Source organism: Streptomyces sp. NPDC047042, assembly GCF_040644035.1.
Classification (GTDB): Bacteria; Actinomycetota; Actinomycetes; order Streptomycetales; family Streptomycetaceae; genus Streptomyces.
This window is the reverse complement of record NZ_JBEYVP010000059.1, coordinates 33,501-54,720: the sequence shown is the minus strand read 5'-3', so window position 1 is coordinate 54,720 and position 21,220 is coordinate 33,501. Positions and strand designations below refer to the sequence as shown.

The 21,220-nt window shown below is 70.4% G+C and carries 16 protein-coding genes; 4 read left to right on the top strand and 12 right to left on the bottom strand.

Annotation, left to right across the window (positions count from 1 at the left end):
• Nucleotides 1-99: 99 nt before the first annotated feature.
• From ABZ855_RS44025 to ABZ855_RS44000, 6 genes are all read right to left on the bottom strand, one after another.
• On the bottom strand, nt 100-1,458 hold the full coding sequence (locus tag ABZ855_RS44025) for a hypothetical protein (RefSeq protein ID WP_360818214.1): 1,359 nt from the start codon (nt 1,456-1,458) through the stop codon (nt 100-102).
• Between the two features lie 87 nt (nt 1,459-1,545).
• A complete protein-coding gene (locus tag ABZ855_RS44020; RefSeq protein ID WP_360818211.1) occupies nt 1,546-4,572 on the bottom strand; it encodes a glycoside hydrolase family 3 N-terminal domain-containing protein in 3,027 nt (1,008 codons plus the stop codon).
• Nucleotides 4,573-4,740: 168 nt separating this feature from the next.
• Entirely contained in the window at nt 4,741-6,354 is a 1,614-nt protein-coding gene (gene cimA, locus ABZ855_RS44015; RefSeq protein WP_360818208.1) for a citramalate synthase, read from the bottom strand.
• Nucleotides 6,355-6,663: 309 nt separating this feature from the next.
• Nucleotides 6,664-7,899: a hypothetical protein gene (locus tag ABZ855_RS44010; protein ID WP_360818205.1), complete on the bottom strand. Its 1,236-nt coding sequence runs from the start codon at nt 7,897-7,899 to the stop codon at nt 6,664-6,666.
• A gap of 176 nt (nt 7,900-8,075) precedes the next feature.
• Entirely contained in the window at nt 8,076-9,164 is a 1,089-nt protein-coding gene (locus ABZ855_RS44005) for a branched-chain amino acid aminotransferase (RefSeq protein WP_360818202.1), read from the bottom strand.
• 328 nt (nt 9,165-9,492) lie between these two features.
• Nucleotides 9,493-10,533, bottom strand: a complete 1,041-nt coding sequence (locus ABZ855_RS44000; protein WP_319209626.1) for a 3-isopropylmalate dehydrogenase — start codon at nt 10,531-10,533, stop codon at nt 9,493-9,495.
• Nucleotides 10,534-10,691: 158 nt separating this feature from the next.
• Here ABZ855_RS44000 and ABZ855_RS43995 point away from each other — a divergent pair, with 158 nt between their 5' ends.
• Nucleotides 10,692-12,260, top strand: coding sequence for a metallophosphoesterase family protein (locus tag ABZ855_RS43995; RefSeq protein WP_360818198.1), 1,569 nt, complete (start codon nt 10,692-10,694; stop codon nt 12,258-12,260).
• Nucleotides 12,261-12,298: 38 nt separating this feature from the next.
• Here ABZ855_RS43995 and ABZ855_RS43990 read toward each other — a convergent pair whose 3' ends face one another.
• Nucleotides 12,299-12,430: a hypothetical protein gene (locus tag ABZ855_RS43990; RefSeq protein ID WP_006374903.1), complete on the bottom strand. Its 132-nt coding sequence runs from the start codon at nt 12,428-12,430 to the stop codon at nt 12,299-12,301.
• Nucleotides 12,431-12,675: 245 nt separating this feature from the next.
• A complete protein-coding gene (locus tag ABZ855_RS43985) occupies nt 12,676-13,215 on the bottom strand; it encodes a GNAT family N-acetyltransferase (RefSeq protein ID WP_360818195.1) in 540 nt (179 codons plus the stop codon).
• Between the two features lie 139 nt (nt 13,216-13,354).
• Here ABZ855_RS43985 and ABZ855_RS43980 point away from each other — a divergent pair, with 139 nt between their 5' ends.
• The gene (locus ABZ855_RS43980; protein ID WP_360818192.1) at nt 13,355-15,298 is read left to right on the top strand and encodes a glycoside hydrolase family 97 catalytic domain-containing protein; all 1,944 of its coding nucleotides are present in this window, start codon (nt 13,355-13,357) and stop codon (nt 15,296-15,298) included.
• A 63-nt stretch (nt 15,299-15,361) separates the two neighbouring features.
• Here ABZ855_RS43980 and pruA read toward each other — a convergent pair whose 3' ends face one another.
• Together pruA and ABZ855_RS43970 are read right to left on the bottom strand one after the other, a co-directional pair.
• Complete coding sequence (pruA, locus tag ABZ855_RS43975; protein WP_360818189.1) at nt 15,362-16,993, bottom strand: L-glutamate gamma-semialdehyde dehydrogenase; 1,632 nt, start codon at nt 16,991-16,993, stop codon at nt 15,362-15,364.
• Nucleotides 16,994-17,045: 52 nt separating this feature from the next.
• Nucleotides 17,046-17,972 (bottom strand): proline dehydrogenase family protein, encoded by a 927-nt coding sequence (locus tag ABZ855_RS43970; RefSeq protein WP_360818186.1) that lies wholly within the window; start codon nt 17,970-17,972, stop codon nt 17,046-17,048.
• Nucleotides 17,973-18,105: 133 nt separating this feature from the next.
• Here ABZ855_RS43970 and ABZ855_RS43965 point away from each other — a divergent pair, with 133 nt between their 5' ends.
• Nucleotides 18,106-19,299 carry a helix-turn-helix domain-containing protein gene (locus tag ABZ855_RS43965; protein WP_360818183.1) on the top strand — a complete coding sequence of 398 codons (1,194 nt, stop codon included), beginning with the start codon at nt 18,106-18,108 and terminating at the stop codon, nt 19,297-19,299.
• A gap of 19 nt (nt 19,300-19,318) precedes the next feature.
• Here ABZ855_RS43965 and ABZ855_RS43960 read toward each other — a convergent pair whose 3' ends face one another.
• Nucleotides 19,319-19,681: a DoxX family protein gene (locus tag ABZ855_RS43960; RefSeq protein ID WP_360818180.1), complete on the bottom strand. Its 363-nt coding sequence runs from the start codon at nt 19,679-19,681 to the stop codon at nt 19,319-19,321.
• Between the two features lie 80 nt (nt 19,682-19,761).
• Between ABZ855_RS43960 and ABZ855_RS43955 the strand changes: the two genes are divergently transcribed.
• Complete coding sequence (locus ABZ855_RS43955) at nt 19,762-20,631, top strand: LysR substrate-binding domain-containing protein (RefSeq protein ID WP_360818177.1); 870 nt, start codon at nt 19,762-19,764, stop codon at nt 20,629-20,631.
• On the opposite strand, the gene ABZ855_RS43950 is transcribed toward ABZ855_RS43955, so the two are convergent.
• Nucleotides 20,628-21,209, bottom strand: a complete 582-nt coding sequence (locus tag ABZ855_RS43950; protein ID WP_360818174.1) for a TetR/AcrR family transcriptional regulator — start codon at nt 21,207-21,209, stop codon at nt 20,628-20,630. The two genes, ABZ855_RS43955 and ABZ855_RS43950, sit on opposite strands and share 4 nt — an antisense overlap.
• Nucleotides 21,210-21,220: the final 11 nt, after the last annotated feature.

The following is a 21,220-nucleotide window of genomic DNA, read 5'->3' as shown; positions in this document are numbered from 1 at the left end:
CCCCGCCGCCCCTACCCGTCCCTCCCCCAGAGGGGGGACCCCCATCGGGGGCTCCGCCCCCGAACCCCCGCTCCTCAAACGCCGGAGGGGCTGAAGAACTCAGAACCCCCCGCCGAAGTCCCCGCCTCCCCCGAAGTCCCCTCCTCCGAAGCCGCCGCCGAAGTCGCCGGGGTTGAAGTCCGCGCCTGACATGTCGCCGCCCTCGAAGCCGCCCGAGTTTCCGAAGTCGCCGTAGCCGGCGCCGTAGTCCGCCGCATAGGCCGGGGTGGCCATCATGCTGCCCAGCATCGTGCCGACCAGGAGGCCGGGGAGGATGCCGCCGCCGAAGTAGCCGCCCGCCCAGGGGCCGTACGCCGGGCCCGCGTCCCAGTAGGGGCGGGGGCCGGAGGCGGTCTCCACCTCTCGGTACGCCGGGTCGTGGCCGTTGGCCAGGCGGGCCTGGTCGGCGGCGCAGACCGGGACTTCGCGCGGGGTGCCGCCCGCCGGGGTCCAGGTCGCGTCGGTGACCGAGGGGCCGTGGCGCGGGTCGAAGAAGCAGGGGCCTCGGCGCTCGGGCAACGGGCGGCCCTCGCGGCGCGCGGCCAGTTGGGCCAGGGAGAACCTGCCGTCCTCCAGGGTCTGGGTCACCGCGCGCACCTCCTCCGGACGCCGCGTGGCCGCCATCAGCGACTTCGCCTTCTCGTACGAGTCCAGCGCCCGTTCGTAGTCCGCGCGCATCGCGTCGTCGGCGCCCGCCTCGGCGGGGTGGAAGTCGAGCCGGTCAAGTTCCTCGCCGAACGCGGTGATGTCCTCGTCGACGACGACCGTCAGCTTGGCGAGCGCGGCCCTCCGCTCCTCCTCGTGCCGCCGCCGGTTGCGCCGTACCAGCGCGTACGCGCCGGCGCCGCCCGCCGCCAGTACCGCGCCTGCGGTGATCAGCGCCCCCGTGTCCACGCCACCGCCGCCGCCCGAGCCGCTCCAGGTGGCCGGCGCGGAACCGCCGACGTCGCCGCGCAGGGCGGCGTCGACGAAGTCGTTGAGCTGGGCCTTCGTGTCGCCCGCGCTCCGGGCCGCCGTGACGAGGTTGGCGACCGCCGGCTGGCCGAGCACACTGCTGTCGGCGCGCGCGTCGAAGCGGTCGCCGAGGCGTACGGCGTACAGGCCCGTGACACCTGTCTCCGTGCGGAGGTTCGTGAAGAGGTTCTGGGTCGGGTAGTCGGCCGGGAGGACGGCCACGAACACCGGTTTGTCGGCGTCCTCGATCTTGGCGGCGAGCGCGTCGGCGTCGGACGCGGACAGCAGGTCGGAGGCGGCCGGGTCCACGTACACCGGGCTCGCGCGGAGTGCCTCGGCGACTTTGGAGAGGTCGGTGGCCGCGTGCGCGCCCGGCGCGGACGTCAGCAGGATCAGCGCCGCGAGTGTCACGGCGAAGGGCATCAGCAGCAGGCGTACGACACGACGGACCAGCACGGCCTTCATATCTTCGAAGCTACCCGAAGGAGGGCGGAAACGGAGATCGGGGCTGGTGGGGCTCCCGATGACAATCTTCTCCGTTCCGCCCTTCTCTCAGGCCGCTCGGTACGCGGCCCTCAGTTTCTCCACGGCCGCGCCGTAGCGGCCGGTCAGCAGCAGGTGGTCGGCGTCGGCGAAGGGCTTGGCGGTGGCCGGTGTGATCCCCTGGCCGATCCTCTCCTGGACCAGCAGTCGCGCCTTGGTGACCAGTGCGCGTCCCGCCCTGTCGTCGTGGGCCTTCTGTGCCGCGCCGGCCGCGGTCGACAGCGCCTTCAGGGTCTTCTCGCCGCCCTCCGGGATCCCGGTTTTCGTCGTGAGGCCCCAGCCGTACGGGAACTGCGGATCGTACGTCGTGTCGCCCACGTTGATCGGCAACTGGGCCTCGGACTTCGGCCAGGTGAGCGGGAGTTGGCCGGTGAACGCCCGCTTGCCGTAGAGCACGTCGGCGACGCCGTCGCCCTCGGTGCCCGGCAGCCAGGAGGCGACCAGGGCGTCGATGTCACCGACCCGGTCACCGATGAGCTGGGGGCGCCCGGCGACCATCAGCACCGCGCACTTCATCGCCGCGCACACCCGGTCGACCGCCGCCTTGTCGGCGTCGCTCAGCTCCAGGTCGTTGCCGTTGCCCACGTCGCCCATGCCCTCGGCGTACGGGGTCTCGCCGACGACCACGATGCCCACGTCGTATCCGGCGGTCGGGGCGGAGGCGTCCTTGGAGTACGTGATGTCGCCGCCCGCCCTGCGCATGCCCTCCAGGATCGTCGTGCCCTTCGTGATGTTCCCTGACGAGCCCTGCCAGGTGACCGTCCAGCCGCCGGTCTGGTTGCCGATGTCGTCGGCGTTGGACCCTGCGACGTACACCTTCTGGGACCTGGCGAGCGGCAGGACACTGTGCGCGTTCTTCAGCAGCACCTGTGACTTCGCCGCCAACTCCCGTCCCACCGCCCGGTGTTCGGCCGAGCCGATGTCCGCCGCGCCGCTGGTGTCGGCGTACGGCTTCTCGAAGAGGCCGAGCTTGAACTTCTGGGTGAGGATGCGGGAGACCGCGTCGTCGATCCGCTTCTCGCTGATCCGGCCGGCGTTCGCCTCGGCGACGAAGGTGGTGCGGAAGTCCTGGTAGGCGTACGGGACCATGATCATGTCGAGGCCCGCGTTGACGGAGGTACGGACGTCGGAGGCGTAGTCGCCGGGGATCTGGTCGATGGCCTGCCAGTCGCTGATGACGAAGCCGTCGAAGCCCATACGGCCCTTCAGCACGCCGTTGATCATGTCGGCGCGGGCGTGCATCTTCACCGGACCCTGGCCGTCGCCCGCGATGTCGAGGGAGGAGTAGGACGGCATGACCGAGCCGACACCCCGGTCCACGGCGTCCTGGTACGGGGCCAGGTGGACCGCCTCGAGCTGCTTGCGGGTGACCTGGGTGACGCCCTGGTCGATGGTGTACGAGCCGGTGGTGGAGGAGCCGTAGGTCGTGCCGCCGTCTCCGACGAAGTGCTTGGCCGTGGCGAGGACCTTGTCGTTGTCCTTCAACTGCGTGCCGTTCGGACGCCCTTGGAGACCTTGGATCACCGTCTCCATCGACTCGACGAGCGCCGGGTCCTCGCCGAACGACTCGTATGTCCGTCCCCAGCGTTCGTCACGGGCCACGCAGAGGCAGGGCGCGAAGTCCCAGGGGATGCCGGTGGCGCGGACTTCGGCTGCCGTCACCTTCCCTGCCCCGTAGGCGAGTTGGGGGTCGCGGGCGGCCCCGATACCGATGTTGTGCGGCAGGATCGTGGCGCCGACGAGGTTGTTGTGGCCGTGCACCGCGTCCACGCCGTAGATCAACGGGATCTGGAAACGCGTTGCCTGTGCCCGGAGTTGGTAGCCGTCGATCATCTTCGCCCAGGCCGCCGGGGTGTTGGGCGTGGGTGTCGAGCCGCCGCCGGAGAGCAGGGAGCCCAGAGCGTAGGAGGCGATGTCACCGGGCGTCGCCGTGACCGCGCCGCGCTCGGCCTGGGTCATCTGGCCGGCCTTCTCCGCCAGGGACATCCGGGCCAGGAGGTCGGCGACGCGCTGCTTCACCGGCAACTTGGCGTTCAGATACGGGAGTCCGTGGGCGTCGATGACGATCTGCGGGATCTCGGCGGGGGCCTTGGCTCCGGTGACCGTGAGTTTGAGGGGGATGGTCTCGGCCGGTTCCGCCGTCCTGTCCTTGCGGGTGGGAACCTGGATCGTGCGGGTGGTGCCGGAGGCGGTGCCCGTCGGGAAGGTGAACTCGCCGTGGACGGGGCGGTAGTCGGCGCCGTCCGACGCCGTACCGCCGGTCGTCGTCTCGTAGGTGACCGTGACGGGCTCGGTGAGCGGGGCGGAACCGGTCGTACCGAGGGTGACGCCGACCTTCGCCGTGCCGCCCTCCTTCACCGGGTACACGGCGGAGCCGGTGGTGACGGACGCGCGCAGCGCCGGGTCCGCCCTGCCGTACAACTCCACGCCGTCCATGGCGAATCGGTCGCTGATCCCGACGGGGAGGGTGAGGGCGTATCCCCAGGTCTCGGTGAGGCCGAGGATCTGGTCGATGCCGCCGACCGGCTGGTAGTCCGTGCGGTACACAAAGCTGGTGAAGGGGAGCTCGAGCTGCTTCCAGCCGGTGAAGTCGTCGGTGAAGGAGGTCGTCCAGAGTTCGGAGGCCTCGCCGTTGGCGCCGCCGTCCTTCAGCTCGAAGTTGACCTTCCTGCCGTTGTTCCGGCCCTCCCACCAGAAGCGGATGCCCTTGCTCGCCGACCAGTCGTGGGCTGGCTCGGCGAAGGCGAAGTCGTGGGTGAAGCCGCCGTAGCCGCTGATGTCGTAGGTGCCGGTGAGGACCTTGGCGCCATCGGGGGCGTCCGACCGTTCGGTGAGGGCGAGCCGGGGCGGGTCGTCGCTGTCGCCGCCCCAGGTGAAGATGCCGTCGGCGGGCGGGGAGGCGAAGGGGACCTCGCCCTCGAAGCGGTCCACCGGGACGGGGGCGGGGTCGTCGGCCCCGACCGCCGTGCCCGCGGCGGCCAGGGGCAACAGCCCGGTGAGTAACGTGGCACAGACGAGCAGGGCGGTTCGTCGCATGGACCTTCCCTCGGCTCTCGGAGACCTGGAGTCCTTGGATCCTTGAGCCCACTTGAACACCTGGCGTGGACTCACGGCTTGGAACACGCCGCGAGTCAACAAGCGCCACATGCGACCGTCAAGCGCCCGAACAGGCCTCGCGCCACTTCACCCCTGCCGGGTCCCTCCCTACTTCGCGGGCTGTACGCCCGCCCGCAGCAGCCCGTACGTGTAGGCGTCCGCCAGGGCCTCCCACGACGCGGCGATGACGTTGTCGGCGACACCGACCGTCGACCACTCTCCCTTGCCGTCCGAGGTGGAGATCAGGACCCGGGTCGTGGACTGCGTACCGTGCTTGCCCTCGAGGATGCGGACCTTGTAGTCGACCAGCTCCAGCTTGGCGAGCTGGGGGTAGATCTTCTCCAGGGCCACCTTCAGGGCGCGGTCGAGGGCGTTGACCGGGCCGTTGCCCTCGGCCGTCGCGACGATCCGCTCGCCCTTGGCGAAGAGCTTGACCGTGGCCTCGTTGGCGTGGCTGCCGTCGGGGCGGTCCTCGACGATCGCGCGCCAGGACTCGACCTCGAAGTACGTACGGGCCCTGCCCTCGGCCTCCGCGCGCAGCAGCAGCTCGAAGGACGCGTCGGCCGCCTCGAACGTGTAGCCCTTGAGCTCGCGCTCCTTCACCCGCGCGACGACCCGGCCGACCAGCTCGCGGTCGTCGCCCAGGTCGATGCCGAGTTCCTTGCCCTTGAGCTCGATCGAGGCGCGGCCCGCCATGTCGGAGACCAGCATCCGCATGGTGTTGCCGACCAGCTCGGGGTCGATGTGCTGGTAGAGGTCGGGGTCGACCTTGATGGCCGAGGCATGCAGGCCCGCCTTGTGGGCGAAGGCGGAGACACCCACGTACGGCTGATGCGTGGACGGCGTGAGGTTGACGACCTCGGCGATGGCGTGGGAGATACGGGTCATCTCGCGCAGCGCGCCCTCGGGCAGGACCTTCTTGCCGTACTTGATCTCGAGGGCGGCCACGACGGGGAACAGGTTGGCGTTGCCGACGCGCTCGCCGTAGCCGTTCGCCGTGCACTGGACGTGGGTCGCGCCCGCGTCGACGGCGGCGAGGGTGTTGGCGACCGCGCAGCCCGTGTCGTCCTGGGTGTGGATGCCGAGGCGGGCCCCGGTGTCGGCGAGGACCGTGGCGACGACCGCCTGGACCTGGGCCGGGAGCATGCCGCCGTTGGTGTCGCAGAGGATGACGACATCGGCGCCGGCCTCGGACGCGGCCCGGACGACGTCCTTGGCGTACTCGGGGTTCGCGCGGTAGCCGTCGAAGAAGTGCTCGCAGTCGACGAAGACGCGGCGGCCCTGGGAGCGCAGGTGGGCGACGGTGTCGCGGACCATCTCCAGGTTCTCTTCGAGGGTCGTGCGCAGCGCCAGTTCGACGTGCCGGTCGTGGGACTTGGCGACCAGGGTGACGACGGGCGCGCCGGAGTCCAGGAGGGCCTTGACCTGCGGGTCCTCGGCCGCGGTGCCGCCGGCGCGGCGGGTGGCGCCGAAGGCCACCAGCTGGGCGTGCTTGAAGTCGATCTCCTGCTGGGCGCGGGCGAAGAACTCGGTGTCGCGCGGGTTGGCGCCCGGCCAGCCGCCCTCGATGAAGCCGACGCCGAAGTCGTCCAGGTGCCGTGCGATCGCCAGCTTGTCGGCGACGGTGAGGTTGATGCCCTCGCGCTGGGCGCCGTCGCGCAGGGTGGTGTCGAAGACGTGGAACGAGTCGTCGAGTTCGCTGGGTTCGCTGGTTTCCGTCATGGTCTCAAGGCTCCTGGGATGTCGATCTCGGTCTGTACCGGAATGACCGGTTCCACCGTCCCCCAATGATCCCTCGCGCTCCTTCTCCGGCTGAAGGTGGGCCAGAAAAGCGAAAAACCCCTCGCGGGTGCGAGAGGTCTGCGCGCGGGTCGAAGACGACGATGGCCGCCCGTACCTGGTCGTACGAGGCGGTCACTGCGGACCGGCGCGCCTGCTGCCAATAATCGTGGCGAACGAGAGCACGGGGGCAGTCTGGCACACACCACCCCCGTGCTCACCCTCCGTCTCAGGATGCGAGCACTGGGCTGATCACCGAACGTGCCGTACGAACGCGTCGGCGCCGTCGTTGGTGTCGCCCTTGGGGATCAGGGTCGGGTCGGACGACTGGAAGAGGATGCGGCGGGCGCCGTCGGCGATCCGGCCCGGCAGGACCTCGGCGGTCGCCGTGCCGCCGTGGGTGTCGGGCGTGACCAGGGTGGTGGTGCCCCTCTTCAGGTCCCGCAGATAGACGGGGTACTCCTTGCCGTACTGACTGCCGGCTTCCGTCACCTCCGACGTGAAGGTGAGGTAGCGGCCGTCGGCGCTGATCGCGGCGTCCCGGGTGTAGACCTCGCCGGGGCCGCCCTGGGTGCCGTGGATACGCCGGTTCTTGCCGGTGCGGAGGTCGTGCACGAACACGTTCCAGCTGGCGTCGTTGTCGCCGGGGACCAGGTGGGTGTCGCGGGACTCGAAGACGACCGTACGGCCGTTGCCGCTGATGGACGGGTTCAGGGACTCCTTCTCGGTCGCCGAGCCGTCGTGGGAGCGGTCGATCTGGGTGTGCTTGCGGGTGGTGCGGTCGTACAGCCAGACGTCGCCCCAGTCGTCGCCGCGCGGGCCGTTCATGTAGTTGTACTGGTAGACGACGCGGCGCCCGTCGTCGCTGACCGTCGGCCGGAAGGCGTTGCGTGCCTCCCAGGTCGGTTTGGGATGGCTGATCCGCTGGGTGGTCCCGGCGACGCGGTCGCGCAGGAAGACGACGCTGCTGTTGTTCTGGGCGGTCTCCTGGAGCGCGTAGACGGCGTAGCGGCCGTTCGGGCTGACGGAGACCTCGGAGGGCTGTCCGGTGAATCCGTCCGGGATCTCGATCCCGAAGCCCACCCGCCTGCCGGTGCCGAGGTCGTGGATCCACACGTCGGTGTCCTCGGCGGACGGCGCGTACTGGACGTACACGTAGCGGCCGTCGTTGAGCACCGCCACCAGTCCGCCGAACCCCGCGAAGCGGAGCTTGCCGGTGCGCGCGTCGCGTACGTACATGCCGCTGTGCGACACATTGGGGTCGAGGTCCTCGGCGTCCGAAGTGAGCGCGAGATGACGTCCGTTGCGGCTGATGACGGACACACGCGTGGGCCCGTTCCCCGCCTTCCCCGCAGACGTGACACTGACCGCCTCGGTATACGGCACCCTGACCGCGGCCCCGGCGACGGGCACGGTGAGCGCCGCCGACGCAACGACGGCGATCACCAGAGCGGCGGCGCGGCGAGGCGCGTTCCGATAGGCATACATGACAGTTCCCCCGTGTTTGGCAGTTCTCCCTCAACCACCCACAGTAAAACGCCAGTTACCCACCGACACCCACATTCACCAGAACGAATGAAACGCGCCCGTCTTTAGGGGCGCGGGAAACTGCGCGACCAGCCCCCACGCACCCGCAGCCAAAAACCCCCGACCCCGTCAAGCCCTCAGCCGAGCTGATGCATCCAGTTGTGGCGGTCCTCCGCCGTCCCCCGCTGAATGTCAAGAAGTGCCTCACGCAACCGCAGCGTCACCTCACCGGGCTCGCCCTCACCGTGCTGCCACTCCACACCCGGCCGCTTGACCGTACCGACAGGAGTGATCACCGCCGCCGTGCCGCAGGCAAACACCTCGGTCAGGCTGCCGTTCTCGGCATCACGCTGCCACTGGTCGATGGAGATGCGCCCCTCCTCGGCGGTGTAGCCGAGGTCGCGGGCGACGGTGAGGAGGGAGTCGCGGGTGACGCCCTCCAGGATGGAGCCGGTGAGGGAGGGGGTGACGATCCGGTCCCCGTACACGAAGTACAGGTTCATGCCGCCGAGTTCCTCGATCCACTTGTGCTCGACGGCGTCGAGGTAGCAGACCTGGGCGCAGTCGTGCTCGGCGGCCTCGGCCTGGGCGAGCAGGGAGGCCGCGTAGTTGCCGCCGGTCTTCGCGTCGCCCATGCCGCCGGGGACGGCGCGGACGCGGTCCTCGGAGAGCCAGATGGAGACGGGCTTGACGCCACCGGGGAAGTAGGCGCCGGCGGGGGACGCGATCACCAGGAACAGGTACTCGTTGGCCGGCTTGACGCCCAGGCCGACCTCGGTGGCGATCATGAAGGGGCGCAGGTAGAGGGACTCCTCGCCGCCGTGCGCGGGCACCCAGTCGATGTCCTGCCGGACGAGCAGGTCGATGGCCTCGATGAACGTCTCGACGGGCAGCTCGGGCATCGCCAGGCGCCGGGCGGAGTGCTGGAAGCGCTTGGCGTTGCGCTCCGGGCGGAAGGTGGCGACGGAGCCGTCGGGACGGCGGTAGGCCTTGAGTCCCTCGAAGATCTCCTGCGCGTAGTGCAGGGTCATGTTGGCCGGGTCGATCGAGAGCGGGCCGTACGGGACGAGCTGGCCGTCGTGCCAGCCGCGGCCCTCGGTCCACCGGATCGTCACCATGTGGTCGGTGAAGTGGCGGCCGAAGCCGGGGTTGGCCAGGATCGCCTCGCGCTCCGCGCCGGAAAGTGGCGAGGCCGAGGGCTTGAGCTCGATCGTGGGCGTCGTCATGAGTGGTTGTCCTTCACCGGTTTGTGTGTGACGGGCCGCGCCCCACGCCCTCGACCACGGGTGGTCGGTGTGAGGACGTCCGAGCATTGCCTTCGTCCGCGGCTCCGCGTTCGATTATCGCGTGAAGGGGGCCATGGACGAAAAGGGCGTGAAAGCGACCCAGGGGATGATGGTGACACCCGGCGGGGACATAAGAGAAGCCGCCGGGTGCGGCTGGGGCCTGTCGTCACATTCCCGGTGTCCGCCCGAAGGGCGGGCGGGAATGTGACGACAGGCCCCAGGACCCGGCGGCTTCGAAAGGTACTGGTTTTCGAGTGAGCGCCGCGGGTCAGCCGGCTACTCGTACGGCGAGGGCGTCGCCGATCTCTTCTGTCGTACGGGTCGTGGTGCCGCGCTCCGCGAGGTCGGCGGTGACGGCGTCCTCGATCCGGGCGGCCTCGGTCTCGTAGCCGAGGTGGCGCAGCAGCAGGGCGACGGACAGGACGGTGGCGCTGGGGTCGGCCTTGCCCTGGCCGGCGATGTCGGGCGCGGAACCGTGGACCGGCTCGAACATCGAGGGGAACTCGCCGGACGGGTTGATGTTCCCGCTCGCGGCGACGCCGATGCCGCCGGAGACGGCCGCGGCGAGGTCGGTGATGATGTCGCCGAACAGGTTGTCGGTGACGATCACGTCGAAGCGGGCGGGGTCGGTGACGAGGTAGATCGTCGCCGCGTCCACGTGGATGTAGTCCGTGGTGACCTCGGGGAACTCCTCGGCCACCTTGTTGAAGATGTTCGTCCACAGGTGGCCCGCGAAGGTCAGCACGTTGTTCTTGTGGACCAGCGTCAGCTTCTTGCGCGGACGGGCCTGGGCACGCGCGAAGGCGTCACGCACGACACGCTCGACGCCGAAGGCGGTGTTCACCGAGACCTCGGTGGCGACCTCGTGCTCGGTGCCCTTGCGGATGGTGCCGCCGTTGCCGGTGTACGGGCCCTCGGTGCCCTCACGGACGACCACGAAGTCGATCTCCGGCTGGCCCGCGAGCGGGGTGGCGACACCCGGCAGGAGCTTCGACGGACGCAGGTTGACGTGGTGGTCGAAGGCGAAGCGGAGCTTCAGCAGGAAGCCGCGCTCGAGGACGCCGGACGGCACGCTCGGGTCGCCGATCGCGCCGAGCAGGATGGCGTCGTGCTTCTTCAGGGCGTCCAGGTCGGCGTCGGTGAGGGTCTCACCGGTGGCGTGGTAGCGCCGGGCGCCGAAGTCGAACTCCTTGGTCTCCAGCTTCACATCCTGCGGAAGGACGGCGGAGAGCACCTTCAGCCCCTGGGCCACGACCTCTTGGCCGATGCCGTCACCGGGAATCACTGCGAGATTGATGCTGCGAGACATAACGGCACCGTACTCCTGGTCCCATGGGATGACACACCATGTCCGCGATACGGACGCCGTGTCCCAGCCACAAGGAGCGGACCGCCGGCCACCGCTCTTCGACCGCCGTTCACCTGCACGTATGGCAAACGTCGGTGATTCCTGGGAGGTTCCCCTCCATGGACAGTCATCCGGACACCCCCGACGTCGGCATTCCGCCCCAGCTGGCCCGCCGGATGAGCATGGCGGAGCAGTACGAGTACCTGCGCACGCGGTTCACCCGGCGCCGCGCGCTGGTGACGGCGGGCGCGCTGGCCGGCGGCGGCCTGGTCACGGGCTGTTCGTCGAGCACGGGTACGGCGAATCCCGCGACCCGCAGGGTCCCCGGCTCCGCCGTGACCCCCTTCGGCCGCCATCTGGCCTTCGGCGCCGACCCGAAGACGCAGATGCGGATCTCCTGGCAGGTGCCGTTCGCGGTGCGGAAGCCGTACGTGCGGGTCGGACCGACGCCCGGGAACCTGAGCCACCGCGTCGACGCCGAGCTGCGCCCCCTGCACACGCCGGGCCTGACGGGCGTACGCCTCGACCTGGACCAGTACTACGTGCACGCGGCCCTCGACGGGCTGCGGCCCGGGACGACGTACTACTACGGAGTCGGCCACGAGGGCTTCGACCCGGCTTCCCGGGCGCATGCCGCGACGCTCCACACCTTCCGCACGGCGCCCGCGACCGCTCCCGCGAGCTTCGTGTTCACGGCTTTCGGCGACCAGGGCGTCACGCCCGACGCGCTCGCCAACGACCGCGGGCTCCTTGCCCGGAACCCCGCCTTCCATCTCCACGCGGGCGACATCTGCTACGCGGACGTCACCGGGCACGGCGAGAAGTCGGACAGCTACGACCCGACCGCCTGGGACCTGTTCCTGAAGCAGACGGAGACGGTCGCCAAATCGGTGCCGTGGATGGTGACGACCGGCAACCACGACATGGAGGCCTGGTACTCGCCCAACGGGTACGGCGGCCAGTCGGCCCGCTGGTCGCTCCCGGACAACGGCTTCGACGCCCGACGGACCCCGGGCGCCTACTCGTTCACGTACGGCAACGTCGGGGTCGTGGCGCTCGACGCGAACGACGTGTCGTACGAGATCCCCGCCAACTTCGGCCACTCCGACGGCCGTCAGACGGCGTGGCTGGACCGGCGGCTCGCCGAGCTGCGCGCGTCGGACGCGATCGACTTCGTCGTGGTCTTCTTCCACCACTGCACGTACTCGACGTCCACCCACGCCTCCGACGACGGGGTACGGGACGCCTGGCTGCCGCTCTTCGACAAGCACCAGGTGGATCTGGTGATCAACGGCCACAACCATGTGTACGAGCGGACGGACGCCCTCAGGGGCGGCCGGGTGGGCCGGCGGGTACCGGTCGGCGCGTCGACCGACCCGACGCGGGACGGCACCGTGTACGTCACCGCGGGCGGCGCGGGCCAGAGCCTGTACGGGTTCCCGTACGGGGTGAAGGACAGCTTCGAGGGGAAGGTCGCCGACCGGGAATCGGTGGACAGCTACTTCTGGACGAAGTCGGGCGAGCGGCACGAGGACACCGTGGAGTGGTCACGCGTGCGCTACACCGGCTACTCGTTCCTCTCGGTGGAGGCGAAGGCGGGCGTGCCGGGCACCGCTCCCCGGCTCGTGGTGTCCGCGCTGGCGCAGAGCGGGGAGCGCATCGACCACTTCGAGGTGCGGCGCGCCTAGCGAGCCCTCTCCGACCTCAATGACGCCTCCGTGACGCCTCAGTGTCCTGTCTGGCCGCCGTTGTCCCGGCGGTCGAGGGCGCGCTGGAGGGCTGCGGCGGCGTTCTTGCGGTCGGACTCGCTCGTCGGGGAGACGTGGCGGACTCGGCGGCGGACGGTCGTCTCGGCCATGGGAGATCGACTCCTTCAGGGAAGCAGGGAGTACGGCAGGGGGAGACGCCGGGTCGGACGGGGAGCGGCGGTACCGCAGGGGTTGCCTGCGCCGGGTACCGGCTCACTACCGTCATTCGCTTGGTCATGCGACACGTTCGGCTTCTACAAAGCTAGGTGAGGACAGGGCATCTGTCTCCACAATTACTCGGACTTCCTACTATCTGAGACGGTCGATTGGGTCACACCCGGCTGACCTGGCCTTTTCACATCACGTCGCCATCGCGCCAGTCGAAGATCAGCCCGTCCGAGGGGTCGAGGGAAGTGACAGCGGCCGGGCGGACGAAAAGGTGGCCCTCCTCGTCCGGAAGGCGGACCACTCCCGCCGTGCCGAGGGCGCTGATCCGCCCCGGCCAGCGCTGCCAGCCCCTGGCCGTGTAGAGGGCGGAGCCGGCCGCGCTCGCGGACAGCGCGCCGAAGTCGTAGCCGCCGTCGACGTACCGCTCCAGCGCGTCCATCACCTGTCCGCCGAGGCCCTGGCGGCGGGCGTCGGCGCGGACGGCGACCGCTTCCACATAGCCGACGCGCAGCCAGCGCTCCCGGTGCAGGACGCGGCGCATGACGACCGAGCCGTGGGCGAGGAGCCCGGTGTCGTCGTGGACGAGGGCGTGGATGCCGCCGCGCGCGTGGTCCCAGTCCTCGTCGGAGAAGTCACCGTCGAAGGCGGCGTCCAAGAGGCCGCGGGCGGCGGCGAGTTGGGCGGCGGTGAGGTCAGCGGTGTGGGCGGTGCGCAGCGCGGGAGCCATGGTTCCAGTATTCCGAGTGGCCTAGGAATGGCCTACGCATGGCCGAAGCTCGATTGATCCGACCTACGGCATACAGACGGCGCTGCACTACACCTTGACAGCCCTATTTCCACCCACCAGCCTCACAGTCATCGGATGAATGACGCTGAATGACGACTGGCGGGGTACTTCTATGTCGATCGCGCTGACACTCGCCTCCGCCCTGCTCGCCACCGCGGTGACAGCACTGCCTGCCGAGGCTGCCGCGACAGGGCATACGGGAACGGCGGCTGCGGCCTGGGAGGTGAAGGCCCCGCCCGGCTCCCCCACGGCCGTTGTCGCACTGGACCCGGCCGACGGGCGGCCGACCCTCACGGTGAGCCGCGCCGGTGAACAGGTCCTCGCCCCCTCCCCCTTGGGCCTGGTCACCGAACAGGCCGACTTATCAAGGGGTTTGGAGTTGGCCGGCCGCTCCACCCGCACGGTCACCGAGCGGTACACCTCGACAACGGGCAAGTCCCGCAAGCGGGTTGCCCGGATGACCGAGTCCCGCTTCCGCTTCCGTACGGCCGAAGGTGCCCGCCTGGAGCTGCTGGTCCGGGTGGCCCCGGACGGCGTCGCCTACCGCTACACCCTGCCGCGCACCACCGGCGACGTCCTGCGCGAAGCCTCCGCCTTCACGCTCCCCCCGGACACCACCGCCGTCGTCAACGCCTACCGAGCTGACAACGAACTCCCCTTCAAACGCTACGAGTCGGCGGCGACGGCCCCGGCGGGCGGCTACTCGATGCAGGCCCTCTTCGACACTCCCGGCGGCTACGCGCTCATCGCCGAGTCGGACCTCAACGGCGCTTACGCGGGCGCCCACTTGACGCACGAAGCGAACTCACCGACGTACAAGGTGAGCCTCTGGAACGACGAGCCGGTGCGGACCACGACCGGCTCCCTGACCACTCCCTGGCGCACGATCGTCACCGGCGACCTGGCCACCGTCACCGAGTCCACCCTCGTCGACGACCTCGCCGCGCCCTCCCGGGTCCGGGACACGGCCTGGATCAAGCCGGGCCCCGCCCTGTGGACCTGGCTCGCGGGCGGCAAGACGGCGGGGCAGAGCCTTGCGGCGCAGAAGGCCTACGTCGACTACACGGCCGAGCGGGGCTGGCCGTACGAGGTCGTGGACGCGGGCTGGTACTACAAGCCCGGGGAATGGGACGTCATCGACCCGGACTGGCAGACGAACAACTGGATGCCGGAGTTGGTCCGTTACGCGGCGGCGAAGGGTGTCGGCGTCCAGGTCTGGCTGCACTACAGCCTGCTCACGGACCCGGCGGAACGCGAGAAATGGCTCGGCACATTGGCCAGTTGGGGCGTCAGGGGCGTGAAGATCGACTTCATGGACTCGGAGTCGCAGGACCGCATGCGCTGGTACGACGAGGTCCTGGAGGCGACGGCCCGCCATCACCTCCTCGTCAACTTCCATGGTTCGACGATCCCTAAGGGCATGCAGCGCACCTGGCCGCAGGTCATGACGATGGAGGGCGTGGGCGGCGAGGAGAAGCGCAACAACACCGCCGAGCAGCTCGCCTCGCTCCCCTTCACCCGTAACGTGATCGGCTCGATGGACTTCACCCCGGGCGCCTTCCACCGCCCGGCGCGCCCCAACGCGGCTTCCGACGCGGGTGAGTTGGGCCTGACGGTGCTCTACGAGTCGGGCATCCAGAATCTGGCCGGGACCCCGGAGTCCTACGAGGCCCGGCCCGAGGCCCGCCGCTATCTGGAGCAGCTGCCCGGACGCTGGGAGGAGACCCGGCTGCTGACCGGTGACCCGGGGCGCTCCGCCGTACTGGCCCGGCGGGCGGCGGACGGCCGCTGGTTCGTCGGCGGCACGTTCGCGGGCGCGGCGCGGACGGCGGACGTACCGCTGCGGCTCGGCGCCGGACGCTGGCTGGTGGAGACGGTGACGGACGGCCCGTCGGGTCTGGTGCGCGAGGCGCGGACCGTACGCGGCGACGCCACCCTGGCCGTACCGGTGGTCACGGACGGCGGCTTCGCCGCGCTCGCCTGTCGCTGGCAGCCGGGCCGTACGACCTGCGATAAGGGGTAACGGAGCGGACGCCGGGCCCGTGTGGGTGCGGGCCCGGCGTCATTGATCCGTTGTCCGTGGCCGTCAGCCCATGTGCGGGTAGGTGTAGTCGGTCGGGGCGACCAGGGTCTCCTTGATGGCGCGGGTCAGGGTCCAGCGCATCAGGTTCTGCGGGGCGCCCGCCTTGTCGTTGGTGCCGGACGCGCGCCCCCCGCCGAACGGCTGCTGCCCGACGACCGCGCCGGTCGACTTGTCGTTGATGTAGAAGTTGCCGGCCGCGTAGCGCAGCTTCTCCATCGTGTACGCGGCCGCCGCGCGGTCACCGGAGATGACCGAGCCGGTCAGCGCGTAGTCGGACACGGACTCCATCTGCGTCAGCATGGCGTCGTACTTGTCGTCCTCGTAGACGTAGACGGCGAGGAACGGGCCGAAGTACTCGGTGGTGAAGACCGGGTTCGCCGGGTCCGTGCACTCCACGACCGTCGGGCGGACGAACCAGCCCACCGAGTCGTCGTACGAGCCGCCCGCCACGATCGTGCACGTCGGGTCGGACTTCGCCCGGTCGATGGCCGCCTTGTTCTTGGCGAAGGCGCGCTCGTCGATGACCGCCCCGATGAAGTGGGTGAGGTCGGTGACGTCGCCCATGGTCAGGCGGTCGACCTCGGCGGCGAACTCCTCGCGGAAACCGTCGTTCCAGATGGACGCCGGGATGTAGGCGCGGGAGGTCGCACTGCACTTCTGGCCCTGGTACTCGAAGGCACCGCGGGTGAGGGCCGTCTTGAGGACCGCCCGGTCGGCGCTCGGGTGGGCGACGACGAAGTCCTTGCCGCCGGTCTCGCCGACGAGCCGCGGGTAGGAGCGGTACTTCTCGATGTTGGCGCCGACCGTCTTCCACAAGTGCTGGAAGGTCTTCGTGGAGCCCGTGAAGTGGATCCCGGCCAAGTTGCGGTGCTCCAGGGCGACCTCGGAGACCTCGAGGCCGTCACCGGTGACGAGGTTGATGACGCCCTTGGGGAGTCCGGCCTCCTCCAGCAGCCGCATGAGGAGGACGGCGGCGTGGGTCTGCGTGGGCGACGGCTTCCAGACCACCACGTTGCCCATGAGGGCGGGCGCGGTGGGCAGATTGCCCGCGATCGCCGTGAAGTTGAAGGGGGTGATCGCGTAGACGAAGCCTTCGAGGGGGCGGTGGTCGAGACGGTTCCAGACGCCCGGGGAGTTGGCGGGCGGCTGCTCGGCGAGCAGGTCACGCGCGTACTTGACGTTGAAGCGCCAGAAGTCGACCAGCTCGCACGGACAGTCGATCTCCGCCTGCTGGGCGGTCTTCGACTGGCCGAGCATGGTGGAGGCGGCGAGGGTCTCGCGCCAGGGGCCGGCCAGCAGTTCGGCGGCGCGCAGGATGATCGCGGCCCGGTCGTCGAACGACATCGCGCGCCAGGCGGGCGCGGCGGCGAGGGCCGCGTCGATCGCGTCCTGGGCGTCCTGCTGGGTGGCGTTGCGGTAGGTGCCCAGCACCGCCTTGTGGTTGTGCGGCTGCACGACCTGGAAGGCCTCGCCGCCGCCCATCCGCTTCACACCGCCGATGGTCATCGGCAGGTCGACGGGGTTCTCGGCGAGCTCCTTGAGCTTGACCTCGAGGCGGGCCCGCTCGGGCGATCCGGGGGCGTAGCCGTGCACCGGCTCGTTGACGGGGGTGGGGACCTGGGTGACGGCGTCCATGGTGTCCTGAAACTCCTTAAGCGAGCGGGGGGTCGGGCTCGGCGGGTCGGGCTCAGCCCTTGGTGAGGATCGATCGTCCGAAGAAGAGGAGGTTGGCGGGCTTCTCCGCCAGCCGCCGCATGAAGTAGCCGTACCAGTCCGTCCCGTAGGCGGTGTAGACGCGCATCCGGTGACCTTCCGCGGCGAGCCGCAGATGCTCGTCGCTCCTGATCCCGTACAGCATCTGGAACTCGTACTCGTCGGGCTTGCGGCTCGAGCGCCGGGCGAGTTCCTGGGCGATGGAGATGAGGCGCGGGTCGTGGGACCCGATCATCGGGTACCCCTCGCCCTCCATCAGGATCCGCAGGACGCGGACGTACGCCTTGTCGGTCTCGGACTTCTGCTGGTAGGCGACCTCGGCGGGCTCCTTGTAGGCGCCCTTCACGAGCCGTACGCGGCTGCCGCTGTCGGCGAGGCGGCGGGCGTCGGCCTCGGTGCGGTACAGGTAGGCCTGGATGACGCAGCCGGTCTGCGGGAAGTCCTTCCGCAGCTCCTCGTGGACGGCGAACATCGAGTCGAGGGTGGTGTGGTCCTCGGCGTCGAGCGTGACCGTCGTACCGATCGCGGCCGCCGCCTCGACGACGGGCCTGACGTTGGCGAGGGCCAGCTCGTGGCCGCCCGGCAGCGCCTGCCCGAACAACGACAGCTTGACGGACATCTCGGCGCGGGTGCCCAGTTCCAGTTCCCCGAGCCGCTCGACCAGCTCGAGGTAGGCGTCCCGGGCGGCGGCGGCCTGCTCGGGGGTGGTGATGTCCTCGCCGACCACATCGAGGGTGACTTCCAGGCCCCGGTCGGTGAGGTCCTGGACGATCGGTACGACGTCGTCGACGGTCTCGCCGGGGATGAAGCGGTCGACGACCGGCCTGGTCACCGGGGCGGCCGAGATCAGCCGGCGCATCCGGTCGCTGCGCGAGGCGGCGAGAATCACGGGACCCAGCACGGGGCACCTCCACAAAAGGCCGGTAAACGGAGAACCACCGTGAAACCTAAGGATCCCTCCGATCGTGGGCCATCGACAGCTGTCACGCATCCGTGCCCCAGATCTCATACAGATGTCTGAAGGCGGCGGGGGAATGCGCGAGAATGCCCGTATGAGCCAGGCCAGCGGCGACCACCACGGCGACTATCAGGAACTGGTGGACGACATCTCGGAGCTTCTCGGCGCCCCCGCGACGCTGGAGAACCGCGACTTCGAGCTGCTCGCCTTCGGCGCGTACGACGAGGTCGAGCTGGACCCGTCGGCGCTGGACCCCGTCCGCACCCGCTCGATCCTGACCCGCCGCTCGACATCGGCGGTACGCGCGTGGTTCGAGGGCTTCGGCATCACCCGGGCGACCGGCCCGGTCCGTATCCCGCCCACACCGGAGGCGGGGGTGTACCGGGGACGGATCTGCCTCCCCGTACGCCATAGGAGTGTCGTCGTCGGTTACGTCTGGCTGCTGGACGACGATCCGGGGCCCTCGGCGGAGCAGCTCACGGCGGCCATGGAGGTGACGGACCGGATCGGCGCGCTGCTCGCGGACGACGCGCAGGCGGGCGCCGACCTGACCCGCGAGTTCCGGACGGTGCTGACGGCCGAGCGCGGCTGGCAGCGGGACATGGCGGTGGCGGCGCTGCGTACGGCCCTGGGGACGCGCGGCGAGGGCCCGCACACGGTGGTGTGCGTCGCGCCCTGGCCGTCGGCGGACCCCGACGACGCCCCGTCGGCCCGTACGGTGCCGCACGCGACGGCGGTGTGCACGGTGCCGTGGGGTACGGCGGCCCAGAGCCTGGCCCTGCTGATCAGGCTCCGCGCGACGGACGTACCCGCCCCGGCGCTGGCGGCGGCGTCCCGGCTGCTGAAGGAGACGGAGGGCGGGGTCGCGGCCGGTGTCGGCGCGCCGCGCACCGGCCTGGCCGGTCTGGGCGCCGCCTGGCAGGAGGCATCGGCGGCCGCCCGCGCGGCCCTGGCCCAGCCGCATCTCGGCCCGGTCGCGGAGTGGGGCGCCATCGGCCCGTACCGCCTCCTGACAGCACTCCCCCCGGACCTGGCCCAGGACCCCGCCGTACGCACCCTGCTCTCCCCCGCCCACCAGGAACTGGCCCGCACCGCCGAGGTCTACCTCGACCGGGCAGGCCAGGCAGGCCGCACGGCGGCGGAGCTGGGCATCCACCGCCAGACGTTGTACTACCGCCTGTCCCGGGTGGAGCAGCTGACGGGCCTGGACCTGGACGACGGGGAGGACCGGCTGTTGCTGCACATGGCGCTGAAGGGTGCGCGGCTCTAGAGCGTCGTCCCCTCGCTGGTCACAGCCAGGTCGTCGCCAGCCAGACAGTCACGGCCCCGGCGGCGAGGAGAGTGAGGTTGAGGGCGATGTCGCGCTCTCCCCGGCGCAGATGCACTCTGGTCGCGCCGAGCTGCAGGGCCACGAACCCGATGGCGGCGGCCAGGGCCAGCCAGGGCGCGACACCGGTCAGCGGCGGGAGGACCAGCCCGAGCGCGCCGAGGAGTTCGATCGTTCCGATGGCCCGGACGGCCGGCATCGGCATGCTGTCGACCCAGGCCATCATCGGTCGGAGCCGCTCACGGGTCTGGACGACCTTGACCCCGCCGGAGTAGAGATAGAAGAGGGCCAGCAGGCCGGCGGCGATCCCATACGCAACTGTCATGCTCCGATTCCACTGTCGGGGCACCACCGCTGTCCAAGACCCGTTCGGCGGCCTCGATACCGGCTCGGTATCGTCGCAGCATGGAGCTACGCACGCTGCGCTACTTCGTGGCGGTCGCCGAGGAACTCCACTTCGGCCGGGCAGCCACCCGGCTGCACATGAGCCAGCCGCCCCTGAGCCGGGCGATGAAGCAGCTGGAGACCGAGGTCGGCGCCAGGCTGCTCGACCGGTCGTCCGCCGGAGTCACGCTCACCGCGGCGGGCGCGGTCCTGCTCGACGAGGCACGCGCCCTGCTCGACCGGGCCGAACGGACACGCGTACGCGTGGCGGCGGCGGCCGGGGCCACCACCATCACCGTCGGCATGCTGGGCGACAGTACCGATCCGGGCGCGGCCCGGCTGGCCGACGCCTACCGGCGTCGGCACCCGGGTGTCGAGGTCCGCGTCCGCGAGAGCGACCTGACCGATCCCACCTGCGGACTGCGCGCCGGTCTGGTCGACATCGCCCTCACGCGCGGACCGTTCGACGAGAAGGGTCTGACCGTGCACGAGTTGCGCGCCGACCCGGTGGGAGCGCTGCTGCGCGGCGACGATCCGCTGGCCCGCCGGGACCGGCTGAGGCTGGCGGATCTGGCGGACCGCCGCTGGTTCGTGTTCCCGGCGGGGACCGACCCGCGCTGGCAGTCGTACTGGAGCGGCGGCGAACCACGCGAGGGCCCGGTGGTGCGCGCCGTCCAGGAATGCCGGCAGGCCGTTCTGTGGAACGGCACGGTCGGCATGACCGTCCTGGACCACCGGACGGCGGAGGGGCTCGTCGTGGTGCCGTTGACCGACATGCCGCCGAGCCGTGTGGTCGTGGCCTGGAACGAGGGCGACACGAACCCTTTGCTCCGCTCGTTCGTCGAGATCGCGACGGCCGCGTACCACGCCCCGCCCCCGCGGTACGTCTAGCGCGCCGAAGCCCCGATGACCCGCCGCAGCCCCTCGGTGAGCTGCTCCGCGGTCGGTGCCGTCGTCGGGTCGAAGACGTACTGGCAGATGAGGCCGGTCATCAGGGTGTTGTAGAACTGGCCGGCGGAGTCGACGTCCTCCTCCGGCACGTCCTCCTCGCGGCCCCCGAGGAACAGCGGGATGAGCCCGCGCTTCGCGTCGCGCTGAGCCTGCGCCAAGTGGTCGCGGACGGTCGGCAGTTGATCCCCCAGGGCCACGATCTCCATGCTCAGACGCCACAGTGACGCCGGCTGCCGCATGGTGCCGATGATGTTCGCCCACACCTCCTGGAAGCGGTCGACCGAGCCGGGTTCGGTGTCGCCGGCCGTCCCGGCGGCGGGGCTGAAGTCGTCGGAGAGCCCCTCCACCAGGGAGACGTACGCCTCCGCGAGGAGCTTGTCCTTCGAGCCGTAGTGGTAGCCGATCGACGCCAGGTTGGTCCCCGACTCCTTGACGATGTCGCGCGCCGTCGTGCGCACGAAGCCCTTCTCCAGCAGGCAGCGCTTGGCGCCTTCGAGCAGATCCTCACGGTGTCCCATGGGTCCACCCT